This window comes from Mesorhizobium sp. M0340, assembly GCF_040321535.1.
Classification (GTDB): Bacteria; Pseudomonadota; Alphaproteobacteria; order Rhizobiales; family Rhizobiaceae; genus Mesorhizobium.
This window is the reverse complement of the sequence record NZ_JAMYRR010000007.1, coordinates 143,124-157,852: the sequence shown is the minus strand read 5'-3', so window position 1 is coordinate 157,852 and position 14,729 is coordinate 143,124. Positions and strand designations below refer to the sequence as shown.

Genomic DNA, 14,729 nt, shown 5'->3' with positions numbered 1-14,729 from the left:
AGGGGAGCTCGATGCAGAGAGTAGCCGGATGAGCGATGCAAACAGGGTGCTGTGGTCGGAGGGCCTTTTTCTGCGGACCCAGCATTTCCAGCAGCAGGACCGTTTCTTCGAGGCGACTGTGCGCGGCGCGTTGCAGGCCGGCCAGCTGCACACGTTCGGCTTTCAGCAATTGACCCTGGATAAGGCATTGCTCGATGCCGGCCAGATCTCGATCCTGTCTGCACGAGGCATTTTCCCTGACGGTACCCCCTTCTCCATTCCGGATCTGATGGACGCGCCGCGTCCGCTGCCGGTCACCCCGGATACAGGCGCCGGCCCAGTGCTGGTCGCCCTGCCGCTCGAGCCGGCCGGCGGCGTTGGCTTCGATCCCGCGCATGCGCCACCCAGCGGTGCGCGCTATCATGGACGGATCGTTTCGGTGCGCGATGCCGTCCAGGGCGGTTCAGACCCCGAAGAAATCGAAATCGCCCGACCGCAATCGCTGTTGCTTGCACCCGGCAAATCGGTCGGCGGCTATACCGCCCTGCCGATAGCCGACATCAAGGGGGTTCGCGCCGATGGCGGCGTTTCGCTGGACGAGACATTCCTGCCACCGGCCCTGGTTACTGGTGCAGTGGCCTGGTACCGGCAATTGCTTCTGGAGGTCGTCACAGGCCTTGACCAGATCGCCGAGGCGCATGGCAAGATGGTCATGGGCGGGCCAGGGCGCAGTGTCGAAGACCTGTTGATGCTCAACCTCGCCAACGCGGCGCGTCCGCGCCTGGCCCATATGCTGGCGCAGGATGTTTTCCATCCGGCCGAACTCTATCTGGAACTGGCCGGGCTTGCCGGTTCGATGGCGACCTACGGCTCGAGCGCGCGGCGACTGGGCGAGCTGCCGGCTTACGATCACATGGCGCCCGGCCCACCGTTTTCGGCGCTGGCGGATGCATTGCGCTCACTGATCCTGAGCCTGCGCTACATCGAGCCGAAATCGCGCGCGCTGCCCGTCATGCGTCATTCGACCAATGTTTGGAAAATCCGCATCGACAATCCGAAGCTGCTGGTGGCCAGCCGGATCGTCATCCGGGTCGGTTCGGAACTGTCGGAGGACGCGCTACGCAAGATATTCGTCAACCAGGCGACCGTGGGCTCCGCGGATGAGTTCGAGGGCCTGTGGAAGTCCCGCCTGCCCGGCATCCCGCTGAAACCGCTTCATTCGCAACCGCGCGAGATTCCTTACGACGGCGATCGGCTGTGCCTTGAGCTCGACCAGAAAAGCGAGCACTGGGCATCGCTGCTCGGTGCCCCAGGCTTCGTCATTGGCGTTTCGGGTGTACTGCCGAGCGAACCGCAGGTGGACTGCTATTCGGTGAACAGGTGAAACCATGAGCCGGGATGATCCTTTCGGACTGTCGGAGGATCGCGAACGCACTCGCATCAGGCTGACCGGCACGCCGATGCCGCGGCCGATGGCGGCATCCTTGCCGGGCGGGCCGGTAAAACGCTCGCGCACCCACCCGAACGGCCTTGTCAACGCCTTCGCGCCCCTGCTCGAGTTTGCGCCGGAGCTTGAGAGCGCGCTGCCACCGGAGAATCCGGAAGTGTTACGCACCAGGCTGCTCGAAGAACTGGTTCGGGCACGCGACACGGCAATGGCGGCGGGGTCGTCGATGGAACGGGCCGATCAGGCAGCCTGGGTGGTGGCGGCCTTGCTCGACGATCTGGCACTGAACACGCCCTGGGGCGGGGCCAGCGCGTGGCCGCGTCAGCCGCTTGTGGTCATGTTGCGGGGCGATGTCGACGCCGGCACGCAGTTCTTTACACGGCTCGACGAACTGGAACGTCATCCGAACCGAGATCGCGAATTGCTCGAACTCCAGTATGACTGCCTGGCACTCGGTTTTCGCGGCAAGTATCGCGTGCCCGGCCGGTCGGGCGATCGCTCGCTCAATGCCGTTCGTGTGGCCGCGGCACGTTTCCTGCGCGATGCCGACGCCGAGAATGCCCCGCTGTCACCAAACTGTAAGGGCGTCATCGCATCCGATGAGCCGCAGCGCTTCATCGTTCCGATCTGGGTGATGGCCCTGGCCGCAACGGTTATCGCCACCGCGACTTATGTCGGGCTCTCGATGGGACTCAGCAGCCAGGCGGTTGAGCTTTCAGCGCTGGTCCGCGCCTTGCCGCCGCCGACACGTGGCGACATCAGCCGCGTGTCGCCAACGGTCGATGTCCCGCCGCCGGAGACTGTGGATTTTGCACTGCTGCCCGAATTTGAGGCCGGGGCGCCGGGCAATCTCAGATCGGCTCTCAGCGGCACGGAGAGCGTTTCGCTGGCCAAGCTGGTCATCCAGGCATCCAACCCCGAACTGTTCCAGTCGTCGCGGCCAACACTGACGGAAGGATTCGAGCCGCTGATCGGCTCGATCGCCAAGGTGATCCTTGCCAATCGTGACCTGATCGGCAACATCACTGTGGTCGGACATACGGACGGGGTTCCTCTGCAAAGAACCAATCCGCTGTCGACCAACCAGCGACTGTCTGAGGCTCGCGCCCAGACCATTGCCGACATGCTGGTACAAAACGGAGTGCCGCAGGAACGCGTCCATTCCGAGGGCAGGGCAGCCACGGATCCAGTGGCCGACGACGGCACGCGCGAGGGCCGGGCCCTGAACCGGCGCGTTGAGGTGCTGGTCGAAAAGAGGCTGTGAGATGTTCATCCTGCGCTTCCTCTGGGCGGTCCTGACATCGCGCTGGCTGTGGACACTGATTGGCATCACGCTGCTTTCGTTGGTGATCTGGGTATTCGGGCCGATCGTCAGGGTCGGACCCTACGACCCTTTCGCCTCGGACAATGTGCGCATCGTCATCATCGCGCTGCTGGTCATCTTCTGGCTGATCTGGCTGATCGTTGCCCAGCGTCGGGCGATCCGTGCCAACCGGATGTTCGTCGCCGAAATCGCCGCGCCGGCGGTGGAGAAGCCACTCAGCCCCGGCGAAGAGAATGTCGCTGCCGTCGGTGCCAAGTTCGCCGAGGTCATGGCCGAGTTGAAGCGCCGCAAACTGGGCGGTCGCAAGTTCCTGCGCGAGATGCCGTGGTACGTTATCGTCGGGCCGCCGGCCACCGGCAAGACCACAGCCTTGCGGCAGTCGGGGTTGAACTTTCCGATCGACCTGACCGACGACCTGCAAGGGGTCGGCGGCACGCGCAATTGCGACTGGTTCTTTTCGGAGAGCGCGGTTCTGATCGACACTGCAGGCCGCTATGTCCAACAGGAGAGCCAACCCGACGTCGACGCGGTGGAGTGGCTGGGCTTCCTCGACCTTTTGAAGAAGCACCGGGGCCGTCGCGCGCTCAACGGTGTGATCGTCGCGCTTTCGATCGATGTGCTTTCGGAGGGCGACGACGCCATCAAGGCGCATGGCCGCAAGATCCGGCGTCGGCTGGCCGAGCTCAACGATCGCCTCGAGATCCGCCTTCCGGTCTATCTGATGCTGACCAAAGCCGACCTGATCAAGGGATTTGAGGCTTTCTTCGGCGGTTTGTCGACGGCGGCGCGCGAGCAGGTCTGGGGGACCACGTTCGCACTCGACGCGCATGTGGATGCAAGGACCATCGAGCGGGAAATCGCGACGTTAGCAACCGAGCTCGAGCGGCGGCTGGTGCCCCGGCTGGAGGATGAGGACAAGCTTGCCGCCCGCGCCGAAATCTTCAGGTTTCCCGCCCAACTCGCCAGCCTTTCCGAGCCGATCCAGGTACTGGTCGAGGCGATGTTCGGGGAAAGCCGGTATGAGGAGGCCCCCTGGCTGCGTGGCCTTTATCTGACATCGGCGACCCAGGAAGGGGCGCCGATCGACCGGCTGACCGCAGCGCTGTCTGCCTCCTTCGGCCTTCCGCCGCGCCGGGCGTTGCCCGCGCCGCGTGTCGAAAAACGCAGCTTCTTCCTAAAGAATCTGCTTACCGAAGTCATCTTCAAGGAAGCCGGCCTCGGCACCTTCGATCCGCTGGCGCAACGCCGCCGCGCCTGGGTCTGGCGTGGCGCGGCTGCCGCATGTGCCGCAGCCGCCCTGCTGGTCAGCGGGCTGTTCACCTGGTCCTATTACGACAACCGCAACGCGATCGCGGCCCAGGCAAGCCAGTTCGAGGCGCTGCAGACGCCACTGACCTCGGCCGCGGCAAACCCGGCATCCGTAGAACAGCCTGCCATCGATGTCACCCTCGGTGCCATGGATGAGGTCGCAAATGCCCGCACCCCACCGCCTGGCGCAGCACAGGATTTGCTGGGGCCATCAGCCTCGGCGGAACTGGTGCGAGCGCAGACCGACACTTACGATCACGCTTTGCGCAATATTCTTGAGCCGCACATGGTGGCGCTGCTCGAGGCGACGATGTGGCGGCAGATCCGCGATCCGGACTTCATGCTTGGCGCGCTGAAGACCTATCGCATGATGACCGGCCTCTCCCAGATGGATCCGGATTTCGCCCAGACCTGGTGGGTAAACAGTCTGCCCGAATTCGCGGCCGCGGCCCCCTTCCCGACAGCTGACGCGGAAGAGCACCAGCTTGCCGCGATCCGTCGCATGGCGGTTGACGCCAGTTATATCACCCCGGACCAGGCACTGGTTGCAGAGGCATTAAAAACCGTCTGCACGATTTCCTTGCCGGCGCGTGCCTACAAGCAGTTGCTGGCCGACCCGGCGGTGGCTGCGCTCAAGGAATGGATCCCTGCAAACTTCGCCGGCCCAAACGGCGCCAAAGTCTTTGCGCGGCGTTCCGACAAGACGCTTCGGGTCGGCATTTCGGGAGCGTTCACCTATGCCGGCTTCCATGACGCCATTCTCGACCGGGTCGAGGATGTCGCCGCCCAGGCAGCACTCGACCGGGCGGTGTTCGCCGGCGGTTGCTCGGAGAATTCCGAAACCTCGGTGTCGGCGCTGTCAGAGGATATTCTGAAACTTTATTACGACGACTATATCGCGCAATGGGACAGCTTCCTGCGCGACATGAGGCTTGCGCCACTAACCGACCTAAACGTCGCCAGTGAAAACCTCAAGGATCTTTCAAGCGCCGACTCCGCGCTGAAGCGCCTGGTCACCGCGGTGGTCCAGGAGACCGAGCTTACGCGATCCGATGAAGCGCCGGCAAACGACAAGGCGGCGGCAGGTGGCTCGAAACTGCTTGGCAAGCTGGGCAAGCTTGGCAAGATCGTAAAAACCGGAGCAAAGCTTTTGCCGCGTGCGGGCTCCGCCGACGAAGTGGATCTTACCGGCAGTCTGGTGGCCGAGCATTTCAAGCCGCTCAAGGGTGCCATCGCCGAGGTCGAGGGCCAGCCGCCGGCGCTCGACGCCGCCATTGTCGCGCTCACCGCACTGTCCAACGTGCTGCAGACGGTAACGGCCAATCCCGATCCTCAGGACGCCATCAAGAAGCAGGGCGGCCTGGCAGAACTGACTGGAGCAGTTGCCAGGCAGGCGCAGATCCTGCCCGACCCAATCGACGATTGGTTGGGCGGCATTGCCGGCGATACCAGCGGCCTCACGCAGAAGGCGGTCACCTCGGAGCTCAACGCGATCTGGCGAGCCGACATCCTGCCGTTCTGCCAGGCAGCACTCAACAACCGCTATCCTTTCAGCCCTGACAGCGCCGTAGACGTCAATGTTCGCGACTTCGCCCGCCTGTTCGGACCGGCAGGGCTGATCGACAACTTCATAAACGACCACCTGATCAGCTATGTCGACACGTCGGCGCAGCCATGGAAATGGCGCGCCGATTTCGGCCTCGATCCTTCGGCACTGGCCGCGTTCGAACAGGCAAGACGGATCCGCGATGATCTCTTTCCCGGCGGTACAGGCCCGCTGATGAGCTTCACGCTCGAACCGAAGGACCTGTCGCCCAATGTTGCGCGCGTGACGCTCAACCTCGATGGCCAGAACCTCGTCTACTATAACAATGCAACGAGGCCGCAGCCGATGACATGGCCCGGCAAGGACGGCACAGGGGTCATCTCGCTTGCCTTCCAGCCGATCGATGGCTCGCCCGAAATCTTGCTCAACGAGACCGGTAGCTGGGCGTGGCTGAGAATGTTGCGCAGCGGTCGCTTCACCGGCACCGCGCTGTCGGATGTCTACAGCCTGCGCCTGGGGACGAACGGCATGTACGCCGATTTCCAACTCAAGGCCGCCAGCGTCGAAAATCCCTATAACCTGCAGATGTTCAAGAAATTTTCATGTCCGCCGCAGATATGAGCACTGGATTTTTCGGCAAGATCCCGACGACGGGCGACTTTGTCGCGTGGAACTTGCCGCGGACCTTCATCGACCGCTGGGACCGCTGGATGTCGATGGAGTTGCTAGCGCGACCAGACGAGGGCGAACTTGACCCGCATGTCTGGCGCTTCACGGTGCCGGCTGGCATCTTCTGCGATCAGCCTTGCGCAGGCGCGTGGCGGATGAGCGAGGATCGCGTCGGGCGCAGATATCCATTCGTAGTCGCCGCCGTCGGACGCCCGCCCCGCATGGAAGACGAATGGTTCGATGCTGTGTCCGAGATCGCAGGTGACGCGGTGGCGCACTACTGGACGAGTGCCATGGTTACCGAGCGGATCAACGCGGTTCAGCCGACGCCGGCCAACCACGCGGAGCCCAAGATCGTCTTCTGGTGCGACGGCTGGAACGTGCACGAATGCCATTTCAAAGACATTCATGATCTGGCCGACAACGCCCTGCCGGTTATGCGTACCGTGCCTCTGCCGGCCGAGGAAAGCTGATTATGGCCATTACCGTCTTCGCCGAGAACATGGGCTTCTTCCACAAGGGCAGCAATGGCAAGGGGATCGCGCCGGGCGATGTCTGTCTGTCGCCGCCGTCGCCGCCGGCGGGCCCGGTTCCGGTGCCCTATGTCAATATGCTGTCCTCTTCCGACCTGTCGAAGGGTACCAAAAGCGTCAAAATCGACGGCGAGCCGACGGCGATCGAGAATTCTTCGGAGATTTCGACCAGCACCGGCAACGAGCCGGCGACCCAAGGTCTCGGTGCAGGCGTCATCACCCACAAGATCAAAGGCAAGGGCGTTTTCAAATTGTGGTCGTTCACGGTCAAGGCGGAGGGCAAGGGGGTCGATCGCCACGGCGACATGATGGCTCAGAATACGGCAAGCGATATACCCAATTGCATCGACCAGACAGCGATCAATACCTTCAAGGCGCTGCTGAGACGCAAGGGTATCACACCCGGCCCCTGTCCGAGCAAGCCTTACGACGCGAAGGTCCACAGACCAGATAAGGATCCTTCCCCGGCCCAGAAGAAGGCGGTCCGCAACAAACCATGCTGGGAATGCAAGCGGGACGACGCGCGGGTAAAGCGCGCTCACTGGCGCACGACGCGACCGAGCGGTGGGGCGATTGTACGATACGAGGATCCTGTCCATGGGAAGGATATGGCGCGCGGTAAAGGCCATATGACCCATGACCATCAGCCGCCGCTGTGCGTGGCCTGGGCGCTTGGCGGATGCAATATGAAACTTGCGGATTTCAAGAAGTATTTCGAACGGGCAAGCAGGGTCAAGCCGCACTGCGAAGCGCATTTTCGCAGTCAGGGAAGCCAGGCGGAAGCCTATGCGACAAAGCTAGGTGCGCCATGATCGCGATCGCCAAGAGCTACGACGATATCCAGCAGCGCTACATCGCCGAACTGCGCGCGCTCCTGCCCGAAATCAATGCTTGGTGGAGCGGCATCGTTGCAGTCGAAAGCTTTGATGCCATCTCACTAATCTGGCCGACTGGAATTTCCGGGCACCCGCGCTTTCTGCATATCTTTCGCACGCACTATTTCGAGGTGGAGAATCTGAACCGAAAGAACGAGCACGAATTCGTGGAGGAAGCCGAGAAGTCGCCTGAGGAAAAGTGGGGTGTCGACGACCTCGGCGACAGCCCCCGCTATGTCGGCCATATAGACTTGCTGATCGACGACATCCCCAGCAAGGCCCCCGATCTGACCGAAGTGGTCAACGGCTTCGTTTTTGTGCCGATCGGGCTTGACCAGGACGAAGAGATCACCTGATGCCGCTTATCACCTATTTTGAAACCGACCGCGGCATTCGCCGCCTGCTGCGCCAGCCCGGCTACATCGAGCCCCGGGATGCGAAAATCGCGGCGCGCAAGCTCGCCCAGAGTTCGGGGCGGCATCAGGATCTTTTCGACGGGTACTTGGAAGACATCCAAATGGCCTACGAGATCGCGGCGCCCTGGTGGGCAGACACGGTCAAAGCACAACAACAGCAAGGATTGAACCGCGACGAGGCTATCCGCAAGGCGTTCAACAAGCGCGCCGCCGGCGCTGCCGCGCATGGCCACGTGGTGTGGATTGTACGCAATTACTGGCTCGATTGCTGCGACGCCAACAAGAGCTCTGGAGAGGTCATCTATCCCGAAACCCTGCTTCTGCAATGGTTGATCGACGCTAGGAAGAAGGAATTGGTGCGCCTGATCGCCTGTATGCCGTACTGGCCGATCGGCATGGATGAGAACAGAACCTGGTGCTGACCGATGAGCTTTGCGGTCTGGTTGGAGAATCGTACCCCTTTCGCTGTAGGGTCTTACACACTGCCTGATGCGGAAGGTCAGGAGGTTTTCCTGGGCATTTTTTCGGCGAGCTTCCAAGGCGCGGAGGAAACGACAGCCCTGGAACCGGCCCAGGAACAATTGCCGGTGACGCTCAGCGACGTCTTTTTCGGCGATCCTGCTCTTTCATCGACGCGCTACGAGGCTGACATCGCTATGCGCAAGCCCGGCGTGGACGTTATCGTCAACGGCACCGCATACGCGCCGAACGGGAAGCCGGTTCGAGAAATGCAAGCCGGACTGAAGTTCGGGCCATTGCAAAAGGTACTCAGTATCGTCGGCGACCGCATGTACGATGCCGGCAGCTATAGCGCGCCACATCCATTCACACGGATGCCTATCGTCTATGAACGCGCCTACGGCGGCACCACCGCCGATCTGAAGACCCATCCTCACAATCCGCTGGGAGTGGGTTTCGCCCTTGCCCGCTCGGCTGATCCAGCAGTCAAGACGCAGGCGCCAAACATAACCTACCCGGCCGAGCCATTCATGAGTCCCTCGGACAAGCCGCGGCCGGCCGGTTTCGGGGCGCTCGGGCGCGGGTGGCAGCCGCGCCTGCCGTTGGCAGGGACCTATGATCAGGCCTGGATCGACTCCCAGTGGCCCTTGCCACCGAAGGATTGCGATCCGCGCTACAATCTCGCGGCGCCGGCGGACCAGCAACTTCCCGATCTCAACGGCGGCGATCAGGTCACTCTGATAGGACTCACTCCCGGCGGCCGGTGGAAATTCAAGCTCCCAAGCGTGGTCGCGCCCATCCGCCTGATCTTCGATGACCGCGTCGAAGACCAAGTTTTCAAAGTTGATACGATCATCATCGAGCCCGACATATTTAGGGTCACGCTGAAGGCGCGGGTGGCTATGACGACGCGGCGCAACCGGCCTGCGCTGCGCGAACTTGTCTTCGGGCACGTCACGCCGGCGCTGATTGCGGCGAAACGAAAGGGTAAGGACTATTTTGCGCTGCGCGGGACTGACGGAACCATTAGCGAACGCCCGGCGTGGCTCCCATGAATCGGCCATTGTATATCGTCGGCGGTGGCGCGGTGACGCCCGCCGGCCTGAACCGGCGGCAAACGCTCGCCGCGATCCGCGCCGGGCTCTCCGCCTATGAAGAGTACCTGCTGGCCGAGCCTATGGGTGCATCGCAGATCGTCTCGCGCATTCCCACTCACTGGTCACTGAAAACCACCGATTGGGACTGGCTGGTCAACATGGCGGCGCGCGCCATCATGGACGCGCTCGCATCGACGGCGGCGGATCCGCGAACGACCGTGCTGATCCTGGTGCTACCGGAGCAGTTCAGGAACCATGCGGCCTTCGAAGAAGAATACCCTTCTGGCTTCCTGAATGCCGTCGTGCGCTCATGCGGCGGACCATTCCATGAGGCATCGCGGGCGCTCGATGGCGGCGCCGCCGCAAGCATTGGCGTGCTTCAGAAAATGCCGGAGATACTTGCCCATCCGGGCGTCGAGCGCGTCTTGCTCGGCGGCGTCGACAGTCTGGTCAACGACAAGGATATCGCTCGGCTCGCCGAGGCGGGACGGCTGAAGGGCTCTGACAATTCTCAAGGGCTTGTTCCCGGAGAGGCGGCAGCCTTTGTTTGCTTGCAATCGAGACCAGATTCGAAGTCATCGTGTCTCGCCGCCATCCACGGCGCCGGCTTTGCTCAGGAAGCCGATAGTGTTCTGACGGAGCGATACAGCCAGGGCAAGGCGCTGCTTGGTGCGCTTCAGGGTGCCTTGAATGGGACCGACAGTGGTCCGCAAGAACCTGACATCGTCTTTGTCGTCAGCAATGGCAATGGGGAGCGCTATAGCGGGTGGGAAGCAAATATAGCAAGATCTCGCTTCTATCGTACACGGCGTGAGATCTTGCCGATTGCCTATCCGGCGATGACCGTCGGCGAGGTGGGAGCGGCCGGTGGGGCGCTGGCGCTACTCGTGGCGTCCGACAGTTTCACCGCCGGCTACGCGCCCGGTCCGGTAGCTATGTGCGAAGTTGCGTCCGAAGCCGGATTGCGCGCCACGGCGCTGGTCAGCCAGGTAAAGTCCAGCTGAATTACATCCAGGCGGGGAAGCGCTGCGTGCGCCGCCAGTCGGCCAATGGGAGGTCACGGTTGTCCAAAGAGGCTCGGATGGCCGCGAGCCGCAGCCGACGCATGGAGCGGAATGCGACGTGTTTGCCCGGTCCCCGCCCATCGTCCCACCATGCACTCGCGCGTTCGGCCATTGGAAGCGGCGAGTCCTCGATCTTGGCGAATGGCTTTCCAAGCGGCGAGGTATCGACTGTGAAGACGTCGGTATCATTGAAATCGACCTCGAACAGATCGCGCCAAGCGAGGCCCGCGGCATAAGCGGATTGGGGCTCGCGCATGCGTTCGATCAGCCAGGGGACGATTGATCTGTCGCCAAGCATTCCTATGGTGGCTAGAGCCGGTAGTCGCAACGAAGGTTCGTTTAGACATTTCTGAAGCCAGGCCTTTGCGGGAGTTCCCGCCGAGGCGAGTAGCCGGATTTCGATCACCTCACCTTGGGGAACACTACGCGAGGCAAGCAATTCATCAAGAACAGGCAGGGCCATACGGTCCGCGCCGAGGAGACAAGCGGCGATCGAGGCCGCCAACCGTTCCGGCAGCTGATCGGCGGCGAGACGCTCAGCTACCGCCGGGAGCAGATCGCGGCGGCGCAACGCGCCAGCCAACCGCAATGCTCGTATACGGATCTCAGCCTGGCTATTTGCGACTAAATCGCCGAGGCTCGGGCCGGCATCGGCGCGATGGTGCCAGAGCGCCGAAAGCCCGATGCATTTTAGCATCGTTTCCCTGGAATCGACCCACTTGGCGACAAAAGGACGGAGTTTCTCGCGCGGTGTCCGGGCGATGGCGCCTGATATACCCTTGATGCCGGTTTCGCCGAGTGCGGCGGCGGCCTCGATCACTGCGGCAAGCGGCTTTTCCAGTCCCCAATGGAGCGCCAGGCACGCCATGACAAAGAGCTCTGGGGCTTCAGAATAATCGGAGAAACGCGCCTTCGCCGCCGCCCACGCAGCCTCGCCCGACGCGAACAGGCCTTCAAGATTGGCGTCCAGCCGCTGGTCGATGCGGCCGATGTCGACTTCGCCCAGTAGCGGTCCATCGATCTCGCGGCGCCGCCGTGACCAGAGGAAAGCGGCGTCCTCCGCGTGCTGGTCAACGATGGCGGGGATCGTCGCAAGGCGCTGCATCGGCTTGACCTAATTCAGGTGAACGGCCGCCCCTCGTATACGGTTCGTACCGGTCGCGTGGCTGTTGAGCTGTGTGCCGCGAATGGAGACGCGCCCGTTCTTCTCCAAAATGATGGACGCCAAGCCACATCTGAACTCAATGCGATCGCGAGCATTCAATATCACCGTCTCACCGTCGCGCAACACTTCGACGGGATGCGGATTGGGACGCGGATCAACTATCCGTCCGACCACAAGCGGCCGGGCGGGGTCACCCGCTTCGAACAGCAGCGCCACTTCCGAGCCGACAGCGGAAGCGTCGAGAGCGGCGAGGCTGCGGGCCTTGAGCGCCGTGTCGCTGGGATTGCCGACGAAAACGACGAGCGGCGAGCCATCATCGAAGCCGATCAGCAACCCAATTATCACCCCATCAACACGCTCCACAACGTCCATCGCTCGGCCCTCAATTGTTGTGAACACTGCTGCCTTTGATTTTGGTCTTGCCGTCGGCCTTCACGTCGATGTCGCCGCTGCCGTCGAGCCTTATGTCCTTGCCCTTGACGCTAATAGTGCCGTCCTTTTTGAGGATGATGCTGGCATCGCCGCATTTCAGCGTGATCTCGTCAGCCGCCTCGACGTAAAGCTTCTTGCCGAACTTCATCACGCCGTCTTCGCCGACAATGACACTGCTCGCCTTGGCGACTTTTAGCGAGTAGGCCCCGCCGACCTCGATCCCCTCGTCCGCTGCAATCTTGGCCAGCCGCGCCTTGCCGACCTGCGAGGAATGGGCGCCGCCAACAGTAAAGCTCTGGTCGGCGGCGACGTCAACCGTCTGCGCGGCGCCGATCTGCCATTTGTCTGCCGAGCCAATCGTGTGGCTCTGCGCCGCGCCTACAGTAACCGATCGTGTCGCACCGATCGTATTCGTTTGCGGTCCGCCGACGCTTCGTGTCTCGGAGGCACCGACCGTATCGACGCGCGCCGCCCCAACCGTGATCGTCTGGACAATCGCTACGGTCTGCGAATGGTTGGCGTCAATGTTTTCCGTAGAGTTCGCGCCGATGTGGATCCTCTCGTTCGATCCGACTGTCAGCGATCGATTCACCCCAACCGTCTCGGTGTCGTTCGACCCGATGTTAGTTGTCTGGTCGACGCCGACCTTGACAGTTTTGTTGTTGCCTACGTCCTCGTCGAGATTGTGCCCGACAGAGTGCTTGGCGTCGTGGTCGATGCGGTCGGACTGATCGTGCTGCACCAACTTGTTGCGGTCGTGCTTAATCAGAAGGTGATGGTCCTTCTGCGCCTGGAAGTTGACCAGTTCGGAGCCTGCCTTGTCCTCGAACATCAGTTCGTTGTAGCCGCCACCACCTTTCGACGAATCGGATTTCCAGCCGGATTGCGTGGCGTTGCCGGGCAGTCCATAAGGCGGCATCTGCGCGGCGTTGTAGACCCTGCCGGTTATGATCGGCAGATCAGGATCGCCTTCGATGAAGTCGACGATGACCTCCTGGCCGATACGCGGAATCTGGATAAAACCCCAGCCGCTGCCGGCCCAGGTCTGCGAAACCCGCACGAAGCACGAACTGTTCTGGTCCTTCTTGCCCAGCCGGTCCCAATGGAACTGGACCTTCACGCGCGCATATTTGTCGGTGAATATCTCCTCGCCGGACGGACCGACCACAGTCGCCGTCTGAGGGCCGCGCATGATCGGCCGTGTCGTGACCCGTGGCGGACGATAGGGCAATGCCGTGGGTGCCACGCCAAGGATCACCTTGAAGTTCTCGCTCTCGACATCCGCATGGGCTCTGTAGCCGGGGTCGAACAGTCTGTATTCGGCGCTCACCACCAGATACTCTTGGTTCTGGTCCTCGCGCGGAAAGCCGTCCAGTTTGAAAATGCAGCCTGAATACAGGCCGCGCACGGTTCCAACCGCGGCGATGCGCTGGTGCACCGCCTGGATTTCCTCGCGCCGGATTGCCGCCAGGCTGTCGCCTCGGCCCACTTCGAGATGCGCGCCGGGCTGACGGTAATTTTCACCCGCAGCCAGCTTGTGACTGAACGGCTGGGCCGATTTGGCCATCAGGTCGGCGCCCGGCTTTTTGAAATCATAGTCGGTATGGACATAGGCGCCCGGCCGCACCGAACTGCCCGGGATCCATTCCGTGATATATTCGACATCCCGCCGGGAGCCCTGCCCTTCAAAGTGATAAGGCACTTTTTCATAGCCCGGCGCCGGCTTCAGCTTGCTCATCGAATCGGCAAGCACAAGCGTGTGCTTGCCCTCGCCATGCTCGAAGAAATACAGGATGCCCTCGTGCTCGAGGAGTCGCTGCACGAAATCGAGATCGGTCTCGTCATACTGCACGCAGTATTCGCGCGGCGGATAAGAGCCTTGCAGGCGCTTCTCGTATTTTGCGGTGCTGTATTTTGAAAATACTTCTTCGACGATTTCGACGACGCTCATGTTTTGGAAAATGCGGCAGTCGGTCGTAGTTCCGAGAAACCAGAGCCATGGTCTGACGACCGTTTCGTAATAGGCCAGTTGGTCCTCGATCCGGGTAAGTCTAAACTCGGACACTAGGCCGCTGAACCAACGTTTTGGATCGGATTCACCTTCGATCGAGACGGCCCCACCCAGCATCTTCAGCGGATTGATGTCGTGATCGGTACTTACGAACCCAACGGTGTAGCCAAAACAACGGCTTATCTCATCGCGCCCGACAAGGTGCGTGAAGGTCAACAGCTCGGCGCCAATCGGCGTCTCCACAACCGTGGCACGTTCATTCGGCATTGGTCGTGCCCCTCCTGGACCCTGCCGCCACTGGATTTGAAGGTCCTGCTATACTGTCCTGCTATACTAACGACGGCAGGTTCAGGAACTCAAAGCCAAACAATTCTCACTGGGTTGCTGGTCCGTGTTGAGCGTAC

Annotated in this window: 12 protein-coding genes; 9 read left to right on the top strand and 3 right to left on the bottom strand. The window is 61.8% G+C overall.

Annotation, left to right across the window (positions count from 1 at the left end; all coding sequences use genetic code 11):
- The first annotated feature begins 28 nt into the window (after positions 1–28).
- Genes tssK through NKI79_RS13110 form a run of 9 tightly spaced genes read left to right on the top strand, consistent with a single transcriptional unit; the run spans position 29 to position 10,657 of the window.
- The gene (tssK, locus tag NKI79_RS13150; RefSeq protein ID WP_023720336.1) at positions 29–1,363 is read left to right on the top strand and encodes a type VI secretion system baseplate subunit TssK; all 1,335 of its coding nucleotides are present in this window, start codon (positions 29–31) and stop codon (positions 1,361–1,363) included.
- Between the two features lie 4 nt (positions 1,364–1,367).
- On the top strand, positions 1,368–2,690 hold the full coding sequence (gene icmH / locus NKI79_RS13145) for a type IVB secretion system protein IcmH/DotU (protein WP_352802009.1): 1,323 nt from the start codon (positions 1,368–1,370) through the stop codon (positions 2,688–2,690).
- A gap of 1 nt (position 2,691) precedes the next feature.
- Positions 2,692–6,225 (top strand): type VI secretion system membrane subunit TssM, encoded by a 3,534-nt coding sequence (gene tssM / locus NKI79_RS13140; protein WP_352802007.1) that lies wholly within the window; start codon positions 2,692–2,694, stop codon positions 6,223–6,225.
- Entirely contained in the window at positions 6,207–6,746 is a 540-nt protein-coding gene (gene tagF, locus NKI79_RS13135) for a type VI secretion system-associated protein TagF (RefSeq protein ID WP_352479421.1), read from the top strand. Before tssM ends, tagF begins: the two co-directional genes overlap by 19 nt.
- Before the next feature lie 2 nt (positions 6,747–6,748).
- Positions 6,749–7,618 (top strand): DUF4150 domain-containing protein, encoded by an 870-nt coding sequence (locus NKI79_RS13130; RefSeq protein ID WP_352479422.1) that lies wholly within the window; start codon positions 6,749–6,751, stop codon positions 7,616–7,618.
- The gene (locus tag NKI79_RS13125) at positions 7,615–8,037 is read left to right on the top strand and encodes a hypothetical protein (protein ID WP_352479423.1); all 423 of its coding nucleotides are present in this window, start codon (positions 7,615–7,617) and stop codon (positions 8,035–8,037) included. Before NKI79_RS13130 ends, NKI79_RS13125 begins: the two co-directional genes overlap by 4 nt.
- Positions 8,037–8,519, top strand: coding sequence for a hypothetical protein (locus NKI79_RS13120; protein ID WP_352802005.1), 483 nt, complete (start codon positions 8,037–8,039; stop codon positions 8,517–8,519). Before NKI79_RS13125 ends, NKI79_RS13120 begins: the two co-directional genes overlap by 1 nt.
- A 3-nt stretch (positions 8,520–8,522) precedes the next feature.
- Positions 8,523–9,611 carry a DUF2169 family type VI secretion system accessory protein gene (locus tag NKI79_RS13115; RefSeq protein WP_352479425.1) on the top strand — a complete coding sequence of 363 codons (1,089 nt, stop codon included), beginning with the start codon at positions 8,523–8,525 and terminating at the stop codon, positions 9,609–9,611.
- Positions 9,608–10,657 (top strand): hypothetical protein, encoded by a 1,050-nt coding sequence (locus tag NKI79_RS13110; RefSeq protein ID WP_352648170.1) that lies wholly within the window; start codon positions 9,608–9,610, stop codon positions 10,655–10,657. The genes NKI79_RS13115 and NKI79_RS13110 overlap by 4 nt, the downstream gene beginning before the upstream one ends.
- Position 10,658: 1 nt before the next feature.
- Here the strand turns inward: NKI79_RS13110 and NKI79_RS13105 are convergent, their stop codons facing one another.
- The 3 genes from NKI79_RS13105 to NKI79_RS13095 are packed head-to-tail and all read right to left on the bottom strand — an operon-like array spanning position 10,659 to position 14,592.
- Positions 10,659–11,822 carry a hypothetical protein gene (locus tag NKI79_RS13105; RefSeq protein WP_352802003.1) on the bottom strand — a complete coding sequence of 388 codons (1,164 nt, stop codon included), beginning with the start codon at positions 11,820–11,822 and terminating at the stop codon, positions 10,659–10,661.
- Positions 11,823–11,831: 9 nt separating this feature from the next.
- Positions 11,832–12,254: a DUF6484 domain-containing protein gene (locus tag NKI79_RS13100; protein WP_352479429.1), complete on the bottom strand. Its 423-nt coding sequence runs from the start codon at positions 12,252–12,254 to the stop codon at positions 11,832–11,834.
- A gap of 10 nt (positions 12,255–12,264) precedes the next feature.
- Positions 12,265–14,592 (bottom strand): type VI secretion system Vgr family protein, encoded by a 2,328-nt coding sequence (locus tag NKI79_RS13095; RefSeq protein ID WP_352778441.1) that lies wholly within the window; start codon positions 14,590–14,592, stop codon positions 12,265–12,267.
- Positions 14,593–14,729 lie beyond the last annotated feature (137 nt).

Bases quoted from the DNA above. Each gene is read 5' to 3' on its own strand.
- tssK (WP_023720336.1), top strand. From the start codon at position 29: ATGAGCGATGCAAACAGGGTGCTGTGGTCGGAGGGCCTTTTTCTGCGG.
- icmH (WP_352802009.1), top strand. From the start codon at position 1,368: ATGAGCCGGGATGATCCTTTCGGACTGTCGGAGGATCGCGAACGCACT.
- tssM (WP_352802007.1), top strand. From the start codon at position 2,692: ATGTTCATCCTGCGCTTCCTCTGGGCGGTCCTGACATCGCGCTGGCTG.
- tagF (WP_352479421.1), top strand. From the start codon at position 6,207: ATGTCCGCCGCAGATATGAGCACTGGATTTTTCGGCAAGATCCCGACG.
- NKI79_RS13130 (WP_352479422.1), top strand. From the start codon at position 6,749: ATGGCCATTACCGTCTTCGCCGAGAACATGGGCTTCTTCCACAAGGGC.
- NKI79_RS13125 (WP_352479423.1), top strand. From the start codon at position 7,615: ATGATCGCGATCGCCAAGAGCTACGACGATATCCAGCAGCGCTACATC.
- NKI79_RS13120 (WP_352802005.1), top strand. From the start codon at position 8,037: ATGCCGCTTATCACCTATTTTGAAACCGACCGCGGCATTCGCCGCCTG.
- NKI79_RS13115 (WP_352479425.1), top strand. From the start codon at position 8,523: ATGAGCTTTGCGGTCTGGTTGGAGAATCGTACCCCTTTCGCTGTAGGG.
- NKI79_RS13110 (WP_352648170.1), top strand. From the start codon at position 9,608: ATGAATCGGCCATTGTATATCGTCGGCGGTGGCGCGGTGACGCCCGCC.
- NKI79_RS13105 (WP_352802003.1), bottom strand. From the start codon at position 11,822: ATGCAGCGCCTTGCGACGATCCCCGCCATCGTTGACCAGCACGCGGAG.
- NKI79_RS13100 (WP_352479429.1), bottom strand. From the start codon at position 12,254: ATGGACGTTGTGGAGCGTGTTGATGGGGTGATAATTGGGTTGCTGATC.
- NKI79_RS13095 (WP_352778441.1), bottom strand. From the start codon at position 14,592: ATGCCGAATGAACGTGCCACGGTTGTGGAGACGCCGATTGGCGCCGAG.